General features: G+C 58.8%; 24 protein-coding genes. 11 read left to right on the top strand and 13 right to left on the bottom strand.

Annotated features, from left to right (window positions below; translation table 11 throughout):
• The first annotated feature begins 31 nt into the window (after positions 1 to 31).
• From GGD62_RS04285 to GGD62_RS04275, 3 genes are all read left to right on the top strand, one after another.
• A complete protein-coding gene (locus tag GGD62_RS04285) occupies positions 32 to 766 on the top strand; it encodes a hypothetical protein (protein WP_183707252.1) in 735 nt (244 codons plus the stop codon).
• Positions 767 to 905: 139 nt separating this feature from the next.
• Positions 906 to 1,832: a Ku protein gene (locus tag GGD62_RS04280; RefSeq protein ID WP_183707250.1), complete on the top strand. Its 927-nt coding sequence runs from the start codon at positions 906 to 908 to the stop codon at positions 1,830 to 1,832.
• Between the two features lie 139 nt (positions 1,833 to 1,971).
• Positions 1,972 to 2,262, top strand: a complete 291-nt coding sequence (locus GGD62_RS04275) for a hypothetical protein (protein WP_183707248.1) — start codon at positions 1,972 to 1,974, stop codon at positions 2,260 to 2,262.
• Between the two features lie 131 nt (positions 2,263 to 2,393).
• Here the strand turns inward: GGD62_RS04275 and GGD62_RS04270 are convergent, their stop codons facing one another.
• Positions 2,394 to 2,663, bottom strand: a complete 270-nt coding sequence (locus tag GGD62_RS04270; RefSeq protein WP_183707246.1) for a hypothetical protein — start codon at positions 2,661 to 2,663, stop codon at positions 2,394 to 2,396.
• A 214-nt stretch (positions 2,664 to 2,877) separates the two neighbouring features.
• On the opposite strand from GGD62_RS04270, the gene GGD62_RS04265 reads away from it, so the two are divergent.
• Positions 2,878 to 3,603: a hypothetical protein gene (locus GGD62_RS04265; RefSeq protein ID WP_183707244.1), complete on the top strand. Its 726-nt coding sequence runs from the start codon at positions 2,878 to 2,880 to the stop codon at positions 3,601 to 3,603.
• Positions 3,600 to 3,908: a hypothetical protein gene (locus GGD62_RS04260; protein ID WP_183707242.1), complete on the top strand. Its 309-nt coding sequence runs from the start codon at positions 3,600 to 3,602 to the stop codon at positions 3,906 to 3,908. The genes GGD62_RS04265 and GGD62_RS04260 overlap by 4 nt, the downstream gene beginning before the upstream one ends.
• A 165-nt stretch (positions 3,909 to 4,073) precedes the next feature.
• Here the strand turns inward: GGD62_RS04260 and GGD62_RS04255 are convergent, their stop codons facing one another.
• From GGD62_RS04255 to GGD62_RS04225, 7 genes are all read right to left on the bottom strand, one after another.
• Positions 4,074 to 4,817 carry a hypothetical protein gene (locus GGD62_RS04255; protein ID WP_183707239.1) on the bottom strand — a complete coding sequence of 248 codons (744 nt, stop codon included), beginning with the start codon at positions 4,815 to 4,817 and terminating at the stop codon, positions 4,074 to 4,076.
• A gap of 163 nt (positions 4,818 to 4,980) precedes the next feature.
• A complete protein-coding gene (locus tag GGD62_RS04250) occupies positions 4,981 to 5,373 on the bottom strand; it encodes a hypothetical protein (RefSeq protein WP_183707237.1) in 393 nt (130 codons plus the stop codon).
• Between the two features lie 135 nt (positions 5,374 to 5,508).
• Positions 5,509 to 5,811 carry a hypothetical protein gene (locus GGD62_RS04245; protein ID WP_183707235.1) on the bottom strand — a complete coding sequence of 101 codons (303 nt, stop codon included), beginning with the start codon at positions 5,809 to 5,811 and terminating at the stop codon, positions 5,509 to 5,511.
• Positions 5,812 to 6,094: 283 nt separating this feature from the next.
• Complete coding sequence (locus GGD62_RS04240) at positions 6,095 to 6,556, bottom strand: hypothetical protein (protein ID WP_183707233.1); 462 nt, start codon at positions 6,554 to 6,556, stop codon at positions 6,095 to 6,097.
• A 66-nt stretch (positions 6,557 to 6,622) separates the two neighbouring features.
• The gene (locus GGD62_RS04235) at positions 6,623 to 7,633 is read right to left on the bottom strand and encodes a hypothetical protein (protein WP_183707232.1); all 1,011 of its coding nucleotides are present in this window, start codon (positions 7,631 to 7,633) and stop codon (positions 6,623 to 6,625) included.
• A gap of 91 nt (positions 7,634 to 7,724) precedes the next feature.
• Positions 7,725 to 8,489, bottom strand: coding sequence for a hypothetical protein (locus GGD62_RS04230; protein ID WP_183707230.1), 765 nt, complete (start codon positions 8,487 to 8,489; stop codon positions 7,725 to 7,727).
• A gap of 222 nt (positions 8,490 to 8,711) precedes the next feature.
• Positions 8,712 to 9,449 carry a hypothetical protein gene (locus GGD62_RS04225; protein WP_183707228.1) on the bottom strand — a complete coding sequence of 246 codons (738 nt, stop codon included), beginning with the start codon at positions 9,447 to 9,449 and terminating at the stop codon, positions 8,712 to 8,714.
• Between the two features lie 533 nt (positions 9,450 to 9,982).
• On the opposite strand from GGD62_RS04225, the gene GGD62_RS04220 reads away from it, so the two are divergent.
• Positions 9,983 to 10,156, top strand: a complete 174-nt coding sequence (locus tag GGD62_RS04220; RefSeq protein WP_183707226.1) for a hypothetical protein — start codon at positions 9,983 to 9,985, stop codon at positions 10,154 to 10,156.
• Between the two features lie 218 nt (positions 10,157 to 10,374).
• On the opposite strand, the gene GGD62_RS04215 is transcribed toward GGD62_RS04220, so the two are convergent.
• The 4 genes from GGD62_RS04215 to GGD62_RS04200 all read right to left on the bottom strand — a co-directional run bounded on the left by GGD62_RS04215 (position 10,375) and on the right by GGD62_RS04200 (position 13,211).
• Complete coding sequence (locus tag GGD62_RS04215; protein ID WP_183707224.1) at positions 10,375 to 11,241, bottom strand: hypothetical protein; 867 nt, start codon at positions 11,239 to 11,241, stop codon at positions 10,375 to 10,377.
• A gap of 450 nt (positions 11,242 to 11,691) precedes the next feature.
• Positions 11,692 to 11,883: a hypothetical protein gene (locus GGD62_RS04210; protein ID WP_183707222.1), complete on the bottom strand. Its 192-nt coding sequence runs from the start codon at positions 11,881 to 11,883 to the stop codon at positions 11,692 to 11,694.
• Between the two features lie 416 nt (positions 11,884 to 12,299).
• Entirely contained in the window at positions 12,300 to 12,542 is a 243-nt protein-coding gene (locus GGD62_RS04205; RefSeq protein ID WP_183707220.1) for a hypothetical protein, read from the bottom strand.
• Between the two features lie 309 nt (positions 12,543 to 12,851).
• Complete coding sequence (locus GGD62_RS04200; protein ID WP_183707218.1) at positions 12,852 to 13,211, bottom strand: hypothetical protein; 360 nt, start codon at positions 13,209 to 13,211, stop codon at positions 12,852 to 12,854.
• Between the two features lie 581 nt (positions 13,212 to 13,792).
• On the opposite strand from GGD62_RS04200, the gene GGD62_RS04195 reads away from it, so the two are divergent.
• Positions 13,793 to 14,125, top strand: a complete 333-nt coding sequence (locus GGD62_RS04195) for a hypothetical protein (RefSeq protein WP_183707216.1) — start codon at positions 13,793 to 13,795, stop codon at positions 14,123 to 14,125.
• Here the strand turns inward: GGD62_RS04195 and GGD62_RS04190 are convergent.
• Positions 14,122 to 14,502, bottom strand: a complete 381-nt coding sequence (locus GGD62_RS04190) for a hypothetical protein (protein ID WP_183707214.1) — start codon at positions 14,500 to 14,502, stop codon at positions 14,122 to 14,124. The two genes, GGD62_RS04195 and GGD62_RS04190, sit on opposite strands and share 4 nt — an antisense overlap.
• 127 nt (positions 14,503 to 14,629) lie before the next feature.
• Between GGD62_RS04190 and GGD62_RS04185 the strand changes: the two genes are divergently transcribed.
• The 4 genes from GGD62_RS04185 (at position 14,630) to GGD62_RS04170 (ending at position 18,430) form a co-directional block, all read left to right on the top strand.
• On the top strand, positions 14,630 to 14,899 hold the full coding sequence (locus GGD62_RS04185; protein ID WP_183707212.1) for a helix-turn-helix domain-containing protein: 270 nt from the start codon (positions 14,630 to 14,632) through the stop codon (positions 14,897 to 14,899).
• Between the two features lie 48 nt (positions 14,900 to 14,947).
• The gene (locus GGD62_RS04180) at positions 14,948 to 15,586 is read left to right on the top strand and encodes a hypothetical protein (protein ID WP_183707210.1); all 639 of its coding nucleotides are present in this window, start codon (positions 14,948 to 14,950) and stop codon (positions 15,584 to 15,586) included.
• A 109-nt stretch (positions 15,587 to 15,695) separates the two neighbouring features.
• Complete coding sequence (locus GGD62_RS04175; protein WP_183707208.1) at positions 15,696 to 16,043, top strand: hypothetical protein; 348 nt, start codon at positions 15,696 to 15,698, stop codon at positions 16,041 to 16,043.
• A 14-nt stretch (positions 16,044 to 16,057) separates the two neighbouring features.
• Positions 16,058 to 18,430 (top strand): bifunctional DNA primase/polymerase, encoded by a 2,373-nt coding sequence (locus tag GGD62_RS04170; protein WP_183707206.1) that lies wholly within the window; start codon positions 16,058 to 16,060, stop codon positions 18,428 to 18,430.
• Positions 18,431 to 18,440 lie beyond the last annotated feature (10 nt).

The raw sequence follows: 18,440 nt of genomic DNA, 5'->3' as shown, positions 1-18,440 counted from the left end.
TTGTTGCTTAGGTGTCAATTTGCGGTGCGGTATGCGCGAGGTTCTGAGGGCAATCCCTCAAGTTCGAAGACTAAATTATCGTGCAAGACGTTTCCTGCGGGGGGCGAGAGGCGAGGGGGATGAGACCGAAATTCTGAACGATCTTGTGGCCAAAGAATCAGCCCCGCGAACGTTCGTAGAGTTCGGCTTTCATCCAGTCGCCTTCAACTGCGCCGCGTTTGCCTATGACCCAAACTGGCAGGGACTGCTGATTGACGGCTCGGCCGACCAGGTGCAGGACGCAAAAGTCTTGCTGCCCAAGTGGCTGGATATTCGCAATTGCTTTATCTCGCTGAGCAATCTCGACTTCATTCGAACAAAATTTGCATCACTCGGCATTCTCTCGATCGATGTCGATGGCAATGATTATTGGTTTCTAGAGCAGCTGATCGGGGTCAATCCGTCGGTCATCTCTGTAGAATACAACGCCAGCTTCGGGCCCAACTCGGTGACCGTTCCATACGATCCTGGGTTCAGCCGTTTACAGGAGCACGCTTCGGGCTGGTATCATGGGGCTTCGCTGACGGCGCTCGCCAAACTTTGCTCTCGGACCGGCTACGGATTGGCAGCAGTATCCGCCTACGGCGCCAACGCGTTCTTCACCAGAACCGGCAGCCTTGATCCAATCGCTGCATGGCAGCCGAATCGAGCTCGAGATCGATGGTCCGGCACCACTGCGGAGGATCAGTGGGAAGCTATAAAAGATCTTCCACTTCAGGCCGTCTGAATAGCTCGGATGCGACGCCCGTGTGATTGTACACCATCCGTTCTTTCCGCTCGGGAGGGCAATGCATTTCAGTTTGGGTGTCGGAACTTGGCTAGGCCATTCGTCTTGAATCGGTGTAACCCACCGGAGTTCCGAGTAGATGGCCCCTCGCGCCAATTGGAAAGGCTTCCTGCGCCTGTCCCTCGTCACCTGTCCCGTGGCGCTCTACCCGGCTACGTCGGAGAGCGAGAAGATCGCCTTTAACCAGCTCAACCGGGCCACGGGCCATCGCATCAAGTACCTGAAAGTCGACGCGGACACCGGCGACGAGGTGTCCAACGAAGACATCGTCAAGGGCTATGAGCTCGAAAAGGGACAGTACATCGAAGTCTCGAAAGAGGAGCTCGAGGAGATCGCGCTGGAGTCCACACGGACCATCGAGATCGACGAGTTCGTTGACAGGACCGACATAGACCCGCGCTACCTGATCCGCCCCTATTACATTCGGCCCGACGGCAAGGTCGGCCACGATGCCTTTGCGGTCATCCGAGAGACAATCCGGGAGATGAACAAGGTTGCGATCGGCCGGGTGGTGCTCACTAATCGCGAGCACATCATCGCGTTGGAGCCGATGGACAAGGGTCTTGTCGGCACACTGCTGCGCTATCCCTACGAGGTCCGCAGCGAGCAGGAATACTTCGACGAGGTCCAGGACGTGAAGGTTACCAAGGACATGCTGGACCTCGCCAAGCACATCGTGAATCAGAAGGCGGGGCGTTTCGATCCGGAGAAGTTCGAGGACCACTACGAAACTGCGCTGATCGACCTCATCAACCAGAAACGTGCCGGGAAGGTCATCCGGCCGAAAGAGCGGCCGAAGGGTGAGAACGTGGTCGACCTGATGGAGGCGTTGCGGCAGAGCGTCGGTCGGGAAGCTGCGCCGGCGAAGGAGGCGAAGCCCGCCAAGAAGCCAAAGAAGGCGTCAGTTAGCCAGAAGGAAATGTTGATGCCCATCGCCGGCAAGAAGCCTGCGAAGGAAGCGGCGGCCAAGAAGCCGGCGACGGGGACGCGGCGGAAGTCGGCTTGAGCGGCAGACCGGCGCGCACCTTGGCGGTTCCGGTTAACTCCGTTTCTGGTCCCCGATTGATCCGTCGGCGGCAACGGCGCAAGCACTTGCGGTGGACGCGTCGTCCGTCCACTTCCACCATCGTTCCCGGATCCCCGTGATGAAAAAGCTTCTTCTGGCCTGCGCGGCTCTTATCGCGTTCCCCGCCATCTCGCATGCCTCCTACACCGAGTGCACTATGCCGAAGGAAACGGAGCTAGCGAACCGGCCGGGCGGACAAACTGAGCCGCGCTGGCTCCCGATTGAGAAGGGCCAGAAGGTCGCGATTCGGGACACTTACCGCGACTGGGTCTTCGTGGTTCACTTCGAGAAGGATTCGGGTGAGTCTCGATATGGGTGGGTCCAGCGCGACGACCTGGCGAAATGCCGGGCGAAGGACGGCACGCCGTAGCGGTAGCTGCAGGTGAAGATGGCCGCCATGATCGTTAGGCTGGAGCGGCAACGCTCGATCCGTCCGGCGCTGCCCTGACGGGAAATCGCCCGCCGTACGGTCGCCCCCGCAGCCGGCTCCGAATCAACGGCCTAGTCGGAATCCGGCGAACACTCGGGGCAGGTGTCTCCGGTCGAATCCAGCACGTCCTGGACCTCCGCTACCGCATCGTCCGAGGACACTCCGACCGGAGGCTCCTGGCGGGCGATCTGGATGGCACGCTCGCGCGCAAGCGGGTCGGCACGGTCTTGCGCCCACCCATGCTCTTCGCACTCGCGGATGGCGTGGGTCTCCTGCAGTACGCTCAGCGCCCATCCGCGCAGTGTGCGGACCGCCGGCCGTCTTTCCTTGATCATCAGCATCGAGATCGCTCCTGCCGGGACGAATCCTTCCGCCCTTCTGTTCGTTCCGAGCGGTTAGCACAGGGCAGGGATTCGCAAATGTGCAGGGTCGATCTTGTCCACCTGTTCCAGGGCGGTCTGTGGACAGCTACCGGTTGGATTTTAGCAGCTGCCGGGGAAGCACGAGCACTACATTGATCGGACGCTCGAGTATCTTGGAAGCTATGATCGAAATGTGCAGAGCAAACTCGTCCTCCATCTGCGCCGCTGCGTCCTCATCCCGGGCGTAGACATAAAGGATATCACCATCCACTTCGTCGAACCGGACCGCTCGAAAGAGGTGATCGAACCGGTCTGCGCCCACGATCAGGGCCATTCGCGCTGCTATTGCGTGATCTTGTACCTCAGTCACAATCATCTGAGGCCTTCTACTTCCTTGCCGGGACCGACGGGAATGACCTGGAAGCTGGGACATATGTCAGAGTCGACAGCCCTCGTCGACCCGATGGCCTCGGTGCGGGCCTATCTCGCGGCGGAAAAGTCTTCCAGTACTCGCAGGGGCTATGCCGCTGGTCGCGCTGACTTTGCGACTCGGTGGGGAACAGTCTCCGAAGATCCGCTTCCAGTTCGGCTAGCCACCGTCGCCCGCTACGGGGCGCAGCTCGCCGACGGCGGACGCAAGGCCTCGACGATCCAGCGGCGCGTCGCCGCGATCCGGAGCGCCCACCAGGCCGCCGGGTTCGAGCTCCGACCAACACCGTCAAGGCACGATGCGGGGCATTCGCCGCACGCCGCGATCGAAGCCAACCCGCAAGAAACCGACAACGGCCGGGCTGTTGTAATAGTGCTCGAGCACTTGCCAAAAACTCTCGCAGCCCAGCGCGATCGCGCGATTCTGCTTGTCGGATTCGCCGCGGCGCCTGCGCGCGCAAGATGCTCGGTGCTACGATCATTGCGATGACGCCGGGTACGTTCAACGGAACGCAGGTGTGGTTCGAAGCGACGGACGCAGATCTCGCTACCGACACACGCAACCGCATCGTGTGGTCCACCATCTATCGGGTGAAATTCATGGTCCTAGTTACGTTCGGAACCACAGTCTTTCTCGACCTCAATTTGGGCATGGGTGCCAGCGTCGACCCGGGCCGAGGCTGTCGCGAACGAATTCCGCTCCCGCTTGCCGAACAACTTCCTGGATTGGCGGGACTGGGTAGCGAACACGAATGGGGTCATCAACCAGGATCGGATGCTGAACGATCCGACTGATCGATGGCACATCAACGAGACGGCAGTGAACGAGATGGCGGCGGGGATCGCAGCCTTCCGCGCGTCCTAGACCGCGCTGTCCACTCCTCTCAGGACACTATTGAGGCACTTCCCGCTGAGAGCGGTTGGCAGTCTACGTCTGGTCAGGACCCACATACGTGCGGCTTAGTAGGCAAGATGATCCTCGATCGCCTTAATAGCCTCCGACGATGCTTCCGCCATCTTGAGGAGTGCCGGAATGACGGCCTGTCCTTCGAGGGGCTGCCCACTAGCGAAAAGTATCTCAGCTTCAGCGCTGCCCTTGTGTGTTACTTCAATCTCTATTCCGGGAGCGATCCTACCGATGGTGTACTTGCCGAAGGCGTCCAGGATGAATCTGTTGTCGATCACTTTGACGTTTTTGTCTTTACTCTCCAAGGATACTCCAGAGATTGTTTGGACGGTTACGGTCGGTATGAGAAGTCTGTGCTTGTCAAGGTTGTCAAATTTGGAGACCGCCCAAATCGATGGCTGCCCCGTATCGTAGGGCTTTATCGTCTCGAGGATCACTCCGGCAAGATCAGGTGAGGTCTTTTGTATCAGTCGGTACGTACTATGGGTTTTCACATCTTCCCGTGTTTTGCCTACAGGAAACGTCTCTCGATTGCCTCGTTCACCGAGTATGCCAGCGATGGCGTGATCAAGGGCGACGCGAAGACAATGCACAGCATCCCCAATGATAAGCGGCACCTCGGCTGGGAGATCTGCGATGGACGTCACCGCAATTTTGCCCACTCCGGTTTGAGGGTGGTTCTCCACCGTGATCGTCCAGAAATCGGTTTTCAGGAAGGTCGCGAACATCCGATTGAGCTCGTCAATGTGGCGGTAGGCCCGTTTGATCTTTAGGTGAGAACCTTCGAACTTCGACATTTGCCATCCACCAAGGATTGAAAGCTTCGTAGACTGCCCCAAATTGGCGTGCGCGTGTCGATCCATTGACACCCTGTCCAGCCTTGCAAGGGTGGCGTCTTCACTCCCTCAGGGGCGCGGAAGAGTGCTCGATCGTCTTGGGCCCCCTAGTGCGGTATGGGAATTATGGGGTGCACTTTGCAGGAGTCGCTTGGACGGTGGCGACGCCGTCAACGACGGCGTGTACTAGAGGAAGAGTGAGTGAAGCTATAAGCAACATGGTGACGATCGTCGCAACCACTATCAAGACCCGCTCCCAGACGCGACGTCTACCAGGCTCGTCGAACGTCGTTTCGTACAGTCGGAAGCCGGCCCAGGCGAGCACCGCGCAGTTGAGCAACAATGTGGGGAGATGGATATAGACCTCGGACAGAAATTTAATCAGCGGGCTATTGGTGCGTTCGGCAAAAAACTTAAGTCCACCAATTAAGATAAGCCAACCGGCGATCTTAAACTGCCAGTCAATCAGCGTCTTCACGGTGCCGAACAGCTTCATTCTCGGGTCGTCATTTTCCATGTGTGAAACCTCTTGGTGCGATGCGCGGCTAAATTGCTGAGGGCTTATGCCACCACCAATGACCGTCGCCGTCAATCAAGAGGCGAGCGGTTTCGCGCCGGGGCGTAGTCCACTCCCTCAGGGGCTTTGATCTGACTACCCGAACGTTAGGTATTCGATTCCGCGAGCACGATTGTAAGTGAACGTGGTGTGCTTCAGGAAGTCACGCCCGAGAACGACGTAGTACCCAGAGCGGACGTCAGAGACCACAAACTCGGTTTCGTAAGAGATGCAGCGTGAGCCGTTGGTGACCACGATTGTGCCTCGGTAAACCGCCAACGGTTTGCTGCTGCCTACCACGCTCCGCGCTTCGAAAAGCCTCAGCGGAATCTTCATTGCTGCGAGCGGGTCGGCGAACGACAGATCTAAAACAGTGAAATCCGCACCGGTGTCGACCATGCTGAGGGTCCAGTTGATCCGTGGGTCATTCGAGCTTGGTTCACCATTCAACGATTCCCACGAGAAACCTGTGCGAACGCAGGGTCTTCCAGCCACGCGGTCGGAAGTCTCTTTGCTTTCGTCGCTCAGTGCGACTACCGGGATTCTAATGCCAATCATCTTGCGAGCGACTCCTTTTGAGGTTCGCGATGGTTGCCTGGTATCTGTTCGTCAACCGCTGTCGGGGTCGTTGAGATCCTGGAGTCCGCTAAGAGCGGTTATCGGACGCCAGAAGCAACCGATGTTAAATGTGTTTTGACCAATCGGGGCCTTTGCCGCCTCGATCACCATAGTCGCCGCCCGTCATCCACTTAACGAACGCAATGTATCCAATGACAACTAACACGAGAATGATTGCGCCGCAGATGTAGTTGAACGGCTGCGGAAGTGACGCTGTGCAAAAGGCAGCCAAAGCGATTCCAGCGATTAAGGCGTATATCGGAAGTGCTAGAATGATGCCGCTTAGTGCCACCGCCACACATGCAACGATCAGACCCAGGATGACCGCGGGAACTGCGTTAGAGACGTATCCCAAAGTTTCAGTTTCACACCATGACGTGAGCGTCGGATTGTCAATGAGGACGCAACCTCGCTGAGCGACCTTGCCTAAGCCGAAGATGGCCAGGAATTGGATTGTCGACCCCAGCAGTGCGGCTGGCGAGACATCGAAGACTTCCCAAACGATTTTCATCAGAAATTTTCGCATTGGTCTTCCGTGGTCCGCGGCTGATTCGTTTCGGCAAGAGCGTCCGCTATGAGCTGTTATCGGAGTCTAGGAGCGGAGCGGCACGGTAGATGTTTTGCTTGCTCGGGCAACTTCCCCCAAAAATAGGTACGTATGAATGACTGCCAATCGAGCCTCCTCCTGAGTGACATCTGTATGGACGCCTTTTGATACCTTGGCATTCACGGCGTCTAACCGAGCGGCCAGATGCTCTAACCCGGATTGGATTAGGACTGTCGATCCTTCGCTCGCGGCGTTTTCTTCTACAAACGCCATGAGGCGGTTCTTATAATTTTCGGAACCTACGACCCGGGGCTTCCCTGATTTGTCCGTGTACGGTTGTGACCGAGCGGGGAACAAAGCATCTGCGACAGTTAGGAGGAGCCTGCGGCAGGTAGTCAATGCATGAGAGTACGATTCTAGGGAGCCTTCGGCCATTCGTTCATTCACTGCAACGAGCTGCTCTGCCGCTTTCGGTGCGTGAGATCTAACGAAGTTATCGATGCGTTTCCTGGCTTCCTCGAAAATGTCCTGAGCCGCGTCTCCCAGCTCGATGGCGAGGAACACATCAGTCGCATAGCTGTGTATAGAGGCTCGAAGCGCGACCGCCAGGGCCTCATTGTCGTTGTAGAGTTTGCGAGCAGCGATTTGTTGCTGAGTCTGATTGGCCAGGAATTCTTCAGTCGCACGCTTTACAAGATAGTTTTCGACAACTACTGATTTATCAACGGTTCCGACCATAGCTTCTGCGCGCTGCTTATAACCTTCGCCGATCGCTTCTATCTGAGGGAGGCTCGCAATCCAGTATTTGCCGGTCGGATCGATCCGTCCTGACTGGCGCACGTATCGTTCGCATGTTCCTAAGTCAGTAGGATTGAAGTGTTCACTGGGATAACCGCTGGTCTCGTACTCTAGCCAGAGTTGCGCGTCCGAATCCCGCATAAGCCGCGCCAGCCGCTTCGCCTTCATCAAGACGCCTTCGGTTCGCACCGTGACCGTCTCAAGATCGTTGAGGAGGGTACGTGCGACCTGGCGCGCTTCATCTATCCTATCTGACACGATGGTTTCTCAACTCTAAGAAGCTGGGTATATGCAAGGAGGGTGCTGGAGTCCGTTAATGGCTCACATCGGACTCCAGGCTGAGAGAGCATTATCTTGCTGCGACCGGTTGTGAACTGCTGCTTCCACGCAGGAAATATTTGACAACGTTGGATGATGTCGAGGCAGTCGAATTTCCTTGGTATCGGAAAGTCGCCGTTTTCAGAACAGCCACGTCTTTCGACTTCCACTGCGTGCACAACTCTGTGGCTTGTGCGTCAATGCGATCGCCGGGGACCAAGTCTACGTCGGGAAATTGGTATCTCTTGCCACCTTGATCGATCAGAGCGGGAGGTGATTTCCACCCGGCGTGCACCGATCCAGATTTCACGATCAAGCATTGTGGTTCAGCACGAAACACCTTTGGCTTTCTTCGTGCAGACTCCGGCGTAGCCAATATAGGCGGCGAGTCTTGATCGAGGCTGTATTCGGAAGCGACATTGTTTGCGACGTCCACGACTACCAAGATTGGTGATCCCGTGCTGGCGAAGACTAGCCATCCGCTGCCGACGATCCGTTGAATCTGATCGTCGGTTAGTCCAGGAAGGACCTCGCGTGCTAAACCCGAGCAAGTGGGGCAAGCCATATTATTGGTGAGAAGCAGAGCCCCGGTTGCGAGTTTTATCTTTTGCGGATCACCTGTCTTGGCGGCGTCAACGAGCTTCATCGCGGTCTTGCGGGCTTCGTCCGCGCTCGGAGGCTCCGGAATTATGGCCTTCTTCAAACAATCCAGACCGACGCACGCACTGGCAGGCGATGTCGATACTGTCAAAAACGAAGTCAAGATTATTGCCCAAACTGCAGCGTTTGTTTTCATCTCAATTATCTCCGTATTGGTCAGAATAAAGAATTGTGCCTTTGAGGCGCAACAACCATAAGTATATGGCGGGCTCTCCCTGGACGAAATGCAAAATCGGTGGCCCGGCCCCATTTTATCGCTAGCTGCGGGGGCAAATCTGATGCAACGCCTTTGGAGCTGATTTCGATCAGCGAGGCGGCCCGCATCATCGGGGGCGTTGATCCAGTGGCCTTCAGGCGCCTATGCCCCCGCAGGCCCCTGAGCTACATCGATCACGTGGCGGTCCGGCCCAACAGTGATCACGATCGTGTAGCTCTTCTGAGCTCCGCCCTGGTCCGTCGGCGGCGCAAGGTGCAGTTGACCGCCGTACCATTCGCCTGGCAGGAGGGTATTGTCCTTGATCACCGCCTGCTCGAGCACGGCCATGTTGCGCTGGCCTGTTTCGATAGTGGCAGAGACCATCGCTTCGTTCTGTGCGGCCGCGTTGTTTTGTGCGATCGCCGCCGCCGTCGGACTGTAGAAGGTGCCCGTTCGGCCGCTCGGCGTTGTGTAGCTGCCGTAGCCCGCCCGAGAGGCGCTGTATGCGTTGGCGCCGGCGGCGACGCCGGTTAGAAGCGCCGCGGCGACCTGCCGGTTCTTTTCCTCCTGGACCAGCATCTCGTAGGTGACGATCTTCATTTCGAAGTCGGAGCCCGCGGCGTGCTGCACCGCCTCAACTTGTCCTACCCGAAACTCGACAGGTTGGCGGCTCATGTTGTTGATGCCCACCACGAACACGGGACGGCCGTTCGCTTGAAGCTGACGGGCTGCCGGTCGAACGAGAACCACGGAGCTCTTCTGTCTAGAGACGAGGGCAGGCTGCCCGTCTCTCATGAGAGCTTGTTGCTGCGGATTGGAGGCCTTGAATGAGACCGTCTCGCCCGCCGTCATGCAGCCGGCCGTGGCGGCGCAAGCCGCCACAACAATGAAAATACGCATGCTGAAATCCCCCGTCGAAAGGGGCTATGCAAGCGCAACTTGCGCGCGAGCGCAAGGGCTGTTGGGAGAGCGAGCCGTCACACCCCACCGTCAAAAGGTCTGAGAGCCGTGGAGTACCGGTAGAAGTGGAGGCGAGCGGCGGTCGGCATCCGGCTGTCTCAAGCATCTGATCGAAGTCGCCCGAGGACCCGGGATGCATGGCCGAGGGGTCGTCCTGGACCTGCAAGGCAGAGCGGGTCGATGCAAGGCTTAGGCCGCGATGGTCAAGTAGCGTCACGACCCTAAGGGGCTGGGCTCAAGGCGAGGTGGGACTCCATAGCCCCGTGGTCGTGAGGTGCGACTTCCTAGCGGAGGGGGTTTCCGTGGAGGGGCAAGGTTTTCGCGTAAGGTGGGCCTCAACCCGATTCCACGTGATGCCAAGCCAATTTCCGATCTGTGGCCCACCTTTTCTACTTGCGAACAGGTTGTGTCATGCTGTTATGCCCGCCCAAGGCTAAATAGGAGGGGCGGGATGAGTTGGTCAAGGAACCAGTATGCCGGAGTCGGTGGCGGCCGTTATGCTGGGCCTGGAGGAGGGTTGTACGCTGGCCCGGGTGGAGGCGCATACGCAGGGCCGGGCGGAGGACTATACGCTGGCCCCGGGGGAGGAATGTACGGTGGTCCAGGCGGCGGTCTTTATGCTGGCCCAGGAGGAGGCCTTTACGTAGGTGCTGGTGGCGGTTTGTACGCAGGTGCTGGCGGTGGGCTCTACGCGGGACCCGGTGGCGGGCTGTACAGCGGGCCAACCGGTGGTCTTTATGCGGGAGCGGATAGCTCTCCCTATCATCGCAACATTCCGGCTTGGAAAATCTTCATCGAAGAGCTTGAGAAGCGAGGCATGACCACCTTCGCGGCAATGCTGAGACGCCATGGGCTTGATCACTGATCAGAACATCTCGTGCTCTTCGCACCGGCGCCAAATTCGCTCAAACTCTGCGGCGAACAGATAGTACAGTCCGCTGCCGTCATCGTTCCCGTCGAAGCGCCAGACCGGGGATCCATCGACGTGTTGGCCCGGCGCGTAATATTGAATCCAGGCCGTGCGGCTGGTGATGATCATCTTCCAGTTTGGTTGCCCATCGTAGAAGCGCCCGTCGACGGCGTGATGCTGCCGCCGTAGGTCGCGCAACAGTGCAACCGAGGTTGTTATGGCTCTCTTGTATTCGACGGCCTTTACACCAACGGCTGCTGCGCGGCCTTTGGTTTGCTCGCTGTCGGGATGTGCCAAGATCACCCGAACTGTACCGCGGAATGCTTGAAGCACATCATGGAGCGGTGCCCCCGGGCGCCCAAACGTGTCGATCCCGTTCGCACCCAGCACCAGCAAGGTTCGGTTTTCGGGGCGCGCGATTTCCGCACAAAGATCGGCCCACGGTGCGCTGCCATCGTCGCCGGGCTTTGCATTCGGCCACCAGCCCCCAATGCCAGCTCGCACAGCGAGCGTACGTTCGATCTGTGCTACACGCAGCGTGCGGCGCGTACGCCATATGACGGCGAAGAGAACCAGGTAACCGCCGATCAGCAGTACGGAAAGGAAGGTTTGGCCGGGATAGTCGAAAAGCAGCTGGAGCGAAAAATCCAGCGGGTCTTTCCTGATCGCAATAAAAATCTGCTTCAGGCGTTCGAAAAACGGGACGCCTGTAGAGGCCTCGTCGAACACCCTTAGCAGGACAGCCCACACCCATCCACCGACGAGCGCCAGCAAGCCAAGGGCAATGCGCTTGAGAACTTCCTTTGCGAGCAACGACTTCAACTCGTCGCGGATCCAGACGAGACGCTGTCGCAGGGGCACGGTCAGCCTGAAATGCTAGGCCGCGTCTACTCGCCAATTTGAGCCGGAAGGATGCGACGGACGCACGAGAGGGGTGGGTCGTGCATCGACGCGCAGGGTCCTGTCGATGTAGCGCGTGCCAGCAGCCATGCCGGCGCCGATTAGGGCGCTTGTGCAACCGAGCATCAGCATCAACAGTCCAACCATCGCCGCGACATCAGCCATGACCCTTCCCCCTGAGTCGGTCGCAATGCTGGGAGATTGCTGACCCGCGGTTAATTTGTCGTTTCAAAATGGGACGGAATCGCCACATTTTCCAGCTCCGCTTGCGGGTGTTGTCGCCTACAACCCAATGGTCGTCAAGGTTGTTGGTTCCGGCAGGAAGGCGAGTTAGTGCCGATTCACAGGCAAATCAAGGCAATTGGGCCGCTTCTAGTCGAAATTGACTAGGTCCCTTTGACGCTGATCAACCCCATCCCGCCGCCAGCCAGCAGCTGCTTGCCGGCGGCGGGCCTTTTCCGTGTACAGTTCGGCCTGGGCCGCCGTCTTCCAGCCGAAGATCGCAATCAGCTGGTGCGGCAGACCCTTGCGCGCCCCCTTGATTTCCCGCGCCCCGTCGCCCATGCCACCCGTGCGACTTCCGGAGCTTGCGAAAGCTCCGCCAACCCGTGCGGCCGTCCCGCTCGATTTATCGCTTCCGGCCGCGGCTCCGAAAAACTCAAAAGACGGTCCCGGCCGCCGCGTCCGAGACTGCCAAGCCTGCTCGGACAATCGAGGTGCTGACTGCCGCAGCGATCGCGGCGTTGCTGATCGAGGAGAGCAGGAGGGCCTACCACGCTCAAGGGCACCCCTGCGCATGCCCGGACGATCGCATGCGCAATGGCAGGGCCTGCGGCGGCCAGAGTGCCTACAGTAAGCCGGGGGGGGCCGCGCCGCTTCGTTATCCAGCGGACGTCTCTGAGGCCATGATAAAGGCCTATCGAGAGCGGCGGCTGGCCGTTCGGTAGGCGGCCGACTTCGCACGGGAGGAGGGCGGGCTTTCAAGGTTCTCCAAACATCCGGTCCAGCGGATTCACGGCGTTTTCCACGTCCGGCAGATCAGTGAAAGCCGCTTCGATCCGCAACCGATCCCATACGACCCGTCCGTCGATTTTCTTCGGTTTTGGCATCCGCCCATCAGCAACCATCTCGTCAAACTTGGTCGTCCCGACGCAAATATAGCGCGCCGCTTCGTCGCGGGACAGGCCGCGCGGGGCGTAGGAGAAGGAATCGGGGCGGGTCACTTTTCGACGTCCGGCGGCGGTATAAATCGAATGTGGCCGGCCATGCGCGGTTTAGGAGGCACGTCTCCGGAATGCGGCAATAAGTACATTCCATGTCGCTGCCGGAAATAAGCTTCCACAGACGGCCAAAAGCGGCCACCCATTTGTTTGTCGACGCGTGGCAAGCCTTCCTTATTCTCAAGGTGCTTTGCGACCGCCGGCCAATCCTTCGCGCGCTTGTCGCCCAAGACGAGAACAGCGATTTCCGCTTCGCTCGGATAGAGAGGAATACTAGTCAAGGCCTGAGAGATCAGAGGGGCGCGTCCCATGTTATGAGCGACGTGGGCCATTCAGCGCCGGGAAGGGCACCATCTTGCCGCACGTGGAGGTGTCAGCCATCTCGCCGAAGGCTTCGGCCGATGCGCCGTCGATGCGCACACCGACTATCCGGAGGCCAGACATACCGCCTTGTGAGTTGCGGGCGTTCAATTCGAGGCACACACAATCCCCGTTGCCGCTAGGGCAAGGTGCAACGGTGCCGATCGCGGCATCCCGAACTGAATCGGGATCTTTGAACATTCGGGACTTGTTCGCCAAAATCGCACGCTTCGCATTGTCCTGACTGGTCGCAGCAAGAGCGGTGCCGCTCAAGAGCATCAGCGCAATTCCAGACGTCCAACAAACCTTCATCGGCCAAACCCTCCTGGTCCATCGAACCCCAGCGCGAAGAGAAATACAACCAAAAATATCATGTGCAAACAAATGCTTATGTAGATTGTCAACATAAAGCCAGTCGCGGCCGTGCTAGCGACCGCGCATGACCGTGTGTGAACCTCGCCTAATGACCGGGCGTGAAGCCGCCGCCTATTGCCGTGTGACGGCAACAACCTGGGCAAAATGGGTCGCGCTTCGCATTGTGCCGGCCCCAATTCCCGGAACGCGTCGTTGGGACCGCAGAGCGCTTGATTTAGCCCTAGACAAGTTGTCGGGCATTGAGGCGCCTCGGCATCAGGATGACCGAGACGCAGCACTAGAACAGTGGATGCGCGAGGATGCGGCCAAGCAGGCAGGCACTTCCATAAACGATCCTCTGAGGCCGCGATACCGGTGGGAGGATGAGTTTGACGCTGCATGGGCAGACCACCTCGCCGAGCACCCGACGTGGTACGCTCAACCGCCCGCGGGAGAGGCCGAGCAACTGCGACAGCGCCTTTGGAACGTATGGAAGGAGTTAAGGGGAACGGCGCTTGCTTTGAATATGAGGCCTGCGCGTGACCGATAACGATGCTCTGATTCCCCTTGATGACGCGGCCAAGGTCATTCCCGACGCCAACGCTGAGACCCTGAAACGTCTTTACCGAGCTGGAAAGCTCATCTGCTACAGGCCCGGCAAAAAGCTTTTAACGACCGCGGCGAATGTCAAAGAGGCAGTAAAGGTCAACTGCCGCGTCACGCCTGTCAGGGTGGTCCCGCAAGATCGACCAGGCGCTGCCTCAATGGATCTATCGCGCGCTGCGCTCGACCTTGCTCTGTCGCAGTTGCAAACCAAGCGCAAAAGCGCAGCGGCACGGGCGGGAGCCCGGCCGCCCCGCACGAAGCCCTAATGTATACGGCGCATCCTCCGTACTTCCCAGCGCGCAGCGGAGCTACGCTCATCCAAACCGAACAGGCTAAAGTCGCGCCGTCCGCGGCGGGCCGCATGCCACCGAATTTCCGTCTCGTCATAGCCAAGCGCCGAAAGGGTCTCACGCAGTCCGTCGACCGCCGCCTCGCGCGCTTCGACCCTGGTCATTTTGAAGCCGTACCGCCGGGCTGAAGCGATGGATGCACTGATGCCGGCAGGGCTCGCGTCTTTGGCGAACGTCTGCACGGCCGCCTCATATTGGCGGCGCTCCAGAGCGGACTCTATGTAGGCGACAGGGTTGGAGAAGAATGCGCCGGGGAGATTGTGGACGCTGGTGCAATTGGCTGGGGTAAACATGTCGGCGGCTCCGTTGTTGATGCTGAGAGCCTAAAGATTCGCGCATCTATAGTCAACTAAAATCATTGACTATGATTGAACGGACCGTTTATGTTGATTGTCAACATTGAAGTCGGAGAAGTGGAAAATGCGGATCACCGGGGCTCAAATCCGAGCGGCAAGGGCTTTTCTCAAATGGACGGCCGCCGACCTGGCAAAGGCTGCTGGCATCGGAATCTCAACTGTTCAAGAGATCGAGAAGATAGACGGCGAGCCGCGGATCGAATCCAACCTGCAATGGCGATCAGTCGCACGCGATGAAGCGATAGAGAAAATTAACCGGGCACTTACCGAGGCGGGCATCACGTTCCTGGCGGGGAATGCTCAGGGCGTGGGAATTCGGTGCATGCTTCGATAGCGACGCCATAAGGCGTAAACGTTGACTTTCAATATTTAAAATGCTATCGTGTCTGTCATCATGAAAGCAAACGCACTGAAGGCAACGGTCGCGGGATTTGACTCTCTTCCCCTCGGGACGACCGCCGATCGCTTCCGGGAGATGCAGGCCGGAAAGTTGATCTCGAAAGGTGAGCCCGGCCGTTACGGCGGCGTCACGATGACCAATTCGGACCGGGTGAACGCGCTATTGGCGTGTACATTTGATCCACCAAAGGGAGAATCCCGCGTCGCTTACGTGAAGCGGTTCAGGCGCTTCGAGCTTTCTCTCGCGACATACAATCCGTTGAGATCAAAGCTCTCGTTCGAAGACAACGCGCGGGTCGCTTTCCAGTTCGTCGAGGGACTCGGGATCAAGTTCGACGATCTAGGTCACGCGCTCGACGGAATTGTCGGCAGTATGCGCAGTAACGCATTTGCGGCTTGGGAGGCTGGCGTTCACGCCAACGTGGTAGCAGAATTCCACGGCGATCATGCCGTTACGGTAACGATCGACCGCCCTCAGGCGAACAATTACGCCATTTTCAAATTCGAGCCGGCGAAAGCATCGCCCCCCGTCGAACGCGCAATCGAGCGCATCATACGGTTCAACAGGATCGTGTTCGAAAAACTCGCCGCAAACGACGAAACGGCCCCGGATCAGGACTGATCGCAGGGCCGCGGACGTGTTCGTAAATTGCTTGGCGGCTTTTACCTAGCACGTTTCGCGATTTTTGCAATCAGTTTTCGGTTTGGGACTCAATTGAGGAGTGCCCGAAGTGCGCAAATTCGACTTTGACCAACTGCCCTATGGGGCCTATCTCGCCAGCCGCGATACGATCATCTTCAATCGCCGCTATCAACCCATCGTGCGCATCACGCCGGCGGCATTTTGTTGTCACGATAAAAACCGCGTGCCGACTTCAATTCAGGTCGGACAGCCGACCGTCACCGCCTGCCGGCCCGACATGTGGATCGAACACGAATCCCAGGTCTGGTTCTACAGCGACGAGAACCCACCGCACCGTTGCGCTGCGACCCGCCAACGGCTTGATCAGATGATTCAGGCGCTCCCCGAACTCGCCGCTGAAATCGAGCATCGCGGCCGCGCCGCTGTGGCGCGATAGGAGCAATAACTCCAATGATCGACGCATTTTTCGACTACGCCGAGCAGCACGGAATGGCGCTGTTTCCGCTTTTGAGTGATACGAAGACGCCGGCGTGCGCTCATGGCTTTTACGATGCGACCCTAGATTCGACGGATTGGAAAGCCTGGCGGCAAAAAGGGCATCAGCTCGGCATCAGCGCCTGCCTCTCCGGACTCGTTCTGCTTGATGTCGATGCGCACGGCGATCGCGACGAAGCATGGGCGCAGTTTGCCGCCTGGTGCGCCGAGATCGGCATAGACGTTCCCACGCCGTACGGACATTCACCGAGCGGCGGGTGGCACTTTGCATTCCGCTGTCCCCCCGGGTTCGATCCGCATAAGCATCGCGGACACCACAAGGTCAGGATTTCGCATTTCCGGCCGGAAACGGCGCCCGCGGACGATGGCGAGCGAATCTCGGTGCGCAATCTTGCCTACAACGTCGCGCCAGGCTCCGCGTTTGGCGGCCGGCCGTATCTGCTGGCCGCCGACGCGCCGCCGCCGATCCCGTATAGTGACAAAACAGCACCTCTGTTCGACGTGCTGAAGCGCCCCGAAGGCGGTCCAATCACTGGGCCGGTGCCCGACGCAGTCGGCGGCGTGTCGCACGACGGCGTCCGCTACGATCAGCTTTGCTGGTGGATCGGCAAGAAGCTGGAACGCTGGAGCAGCGGCGTCGAAATGCTCGGCAATGACGAATGGATCTCGATTGGTAAGCGGATCAAGCTTTCCTTCCCTGGCGAAGACGGGCTCAAAGCATTCTTGGCGATGTCGTGGGCCGAACAGCGCGAGACGATCACCCGACGCTGGTGGAATCCCGCCGATTTCAAGACGGAAGGCGAGAACCTCGAGACGCTGCTGGCTATGTTAAAACGCGACATCACATGGATGTTCAAGGAGCAGTTCGGTTGCCCACAGCCTCAGATGTGTCCCGGTCGAGTTCCGGTCCAGATCCCCGCTGAAACTCTCGAGCAGCATCGACGCGAGCGGGAGCAATATCAAGCGGCGCTGCTCGGGCCGCTCCCCGATCATCCCGAATTGCCAATCGATCAGGCCCACGCCCTCAACGACTATTGGGCGCATCTGCCGTCGGGCAAAATGATCTATGAGCGGACTGGCGAACTGTTCAGCCCCAGCAGCGTCGACAAGCACATCGGCCGGGTCAAAGACGCAATGCGAACAGAGGGGCCAGGCGCCCTTGCAACCACGTGGCTTTCGCAACACAGGTTCGTCAAGTCGATGGGATGGGCCCCCGGGGAACCGAAGATCATCGAGGGCAAGGTTCTCACGATCGACGGATGGATCCGCAGCCCCGGCGACCGGACTTTCAATCGGTACGTTCCGCCCTACATCGAGCGCGTCGAGGGCGACGTTTCCAAGTGGTTGAATCATATCAGCGCGATCTATCCGGAGGAGGCCGACCACATTGTTCAATGGCTGGCTCACCGCGTGCAGCGACCTGGCGACAAGGTAAACCACGCCCTGGTTTTCATCGGTTCGCAGGGGATCGGCAAGGACACGATCCTAAAGCCTGCCATCACCGCGATTGGTTCGCAGAACTTCAAGCAGATCACTGCAAAGACGTTCTTTAATTCAGAATGGAACGACTATCTGCAGTCGGTCATCCTCCGGATTAACGAGGTCCACGACCTCGGCGGCGAGTCCCGGTATGGCTTCTACGACGCAACCAAAGACGTAATCACCAACCCGCCGGAGGCGCATCGGATCAACACGAAGCACGTGCCGCAATACGCCGCGGCGAACGTCTGCGGCGTGATCATGACGTCGAACCACTTGGACGCTCTTTACCTTGCACCCGACGACCGCCGGCACTTTGTCTGCGTGTCTACCCGGACGCAGGATGATTTCGATCCGGTTTATTGGGACCGCATCAACGCGTGGTTCGAGAACGGCGGGAGCGAAGCGGTTGCGCATTTCTTGGCCAATTTGGACCTGACCGCGTTCAACGCAAAGGCGCCCCCTCCGAAAACCGCCGCTTGGCATATGGTCGTGGCGGCTGGCGTGGCGCCTGAAAGCGGGGACCTGTCCGACGTGATCGAAAGCATGGGTAAGCCCGATGCGCTCACGCTGCAGATGATCAGGGCACGGACGCCAGGAGACAGTCAGCTGCGGTTGATGTTCGAGGACGCAAAACTTCGCCGAGCAATCCCGAAGCGGCTTGCGGAATGTGGATACGTCGCCGTGACGAACCCCGACGCTCGGGACAGCGGCGGCCGGTGGCGCACGCCATGTGGCAAGACGACGATCTACGCCCGTCAAGAATTGGCGGAGCCAGATCGGGTGGCAGCGGCAAGGCAAATCACCTTCGTCGCCGTCGCACCGCCGTTAGTTCCGATGCGCTCCTGATGCGGGCGTG

Source organism: Bradyrhizobium sp. ERR14 (assembly GCF_014198235.1).
Classification (GTDB): domain Bacteria; phylum Pseudomonadota; class Alphaproteobacteria; order Rhizobiales; family Xanthobacteraceae; genus Bradyrhizobium.
This window is presented reverse-complemented; position numbering and strand designations above follow the sequence as displayed.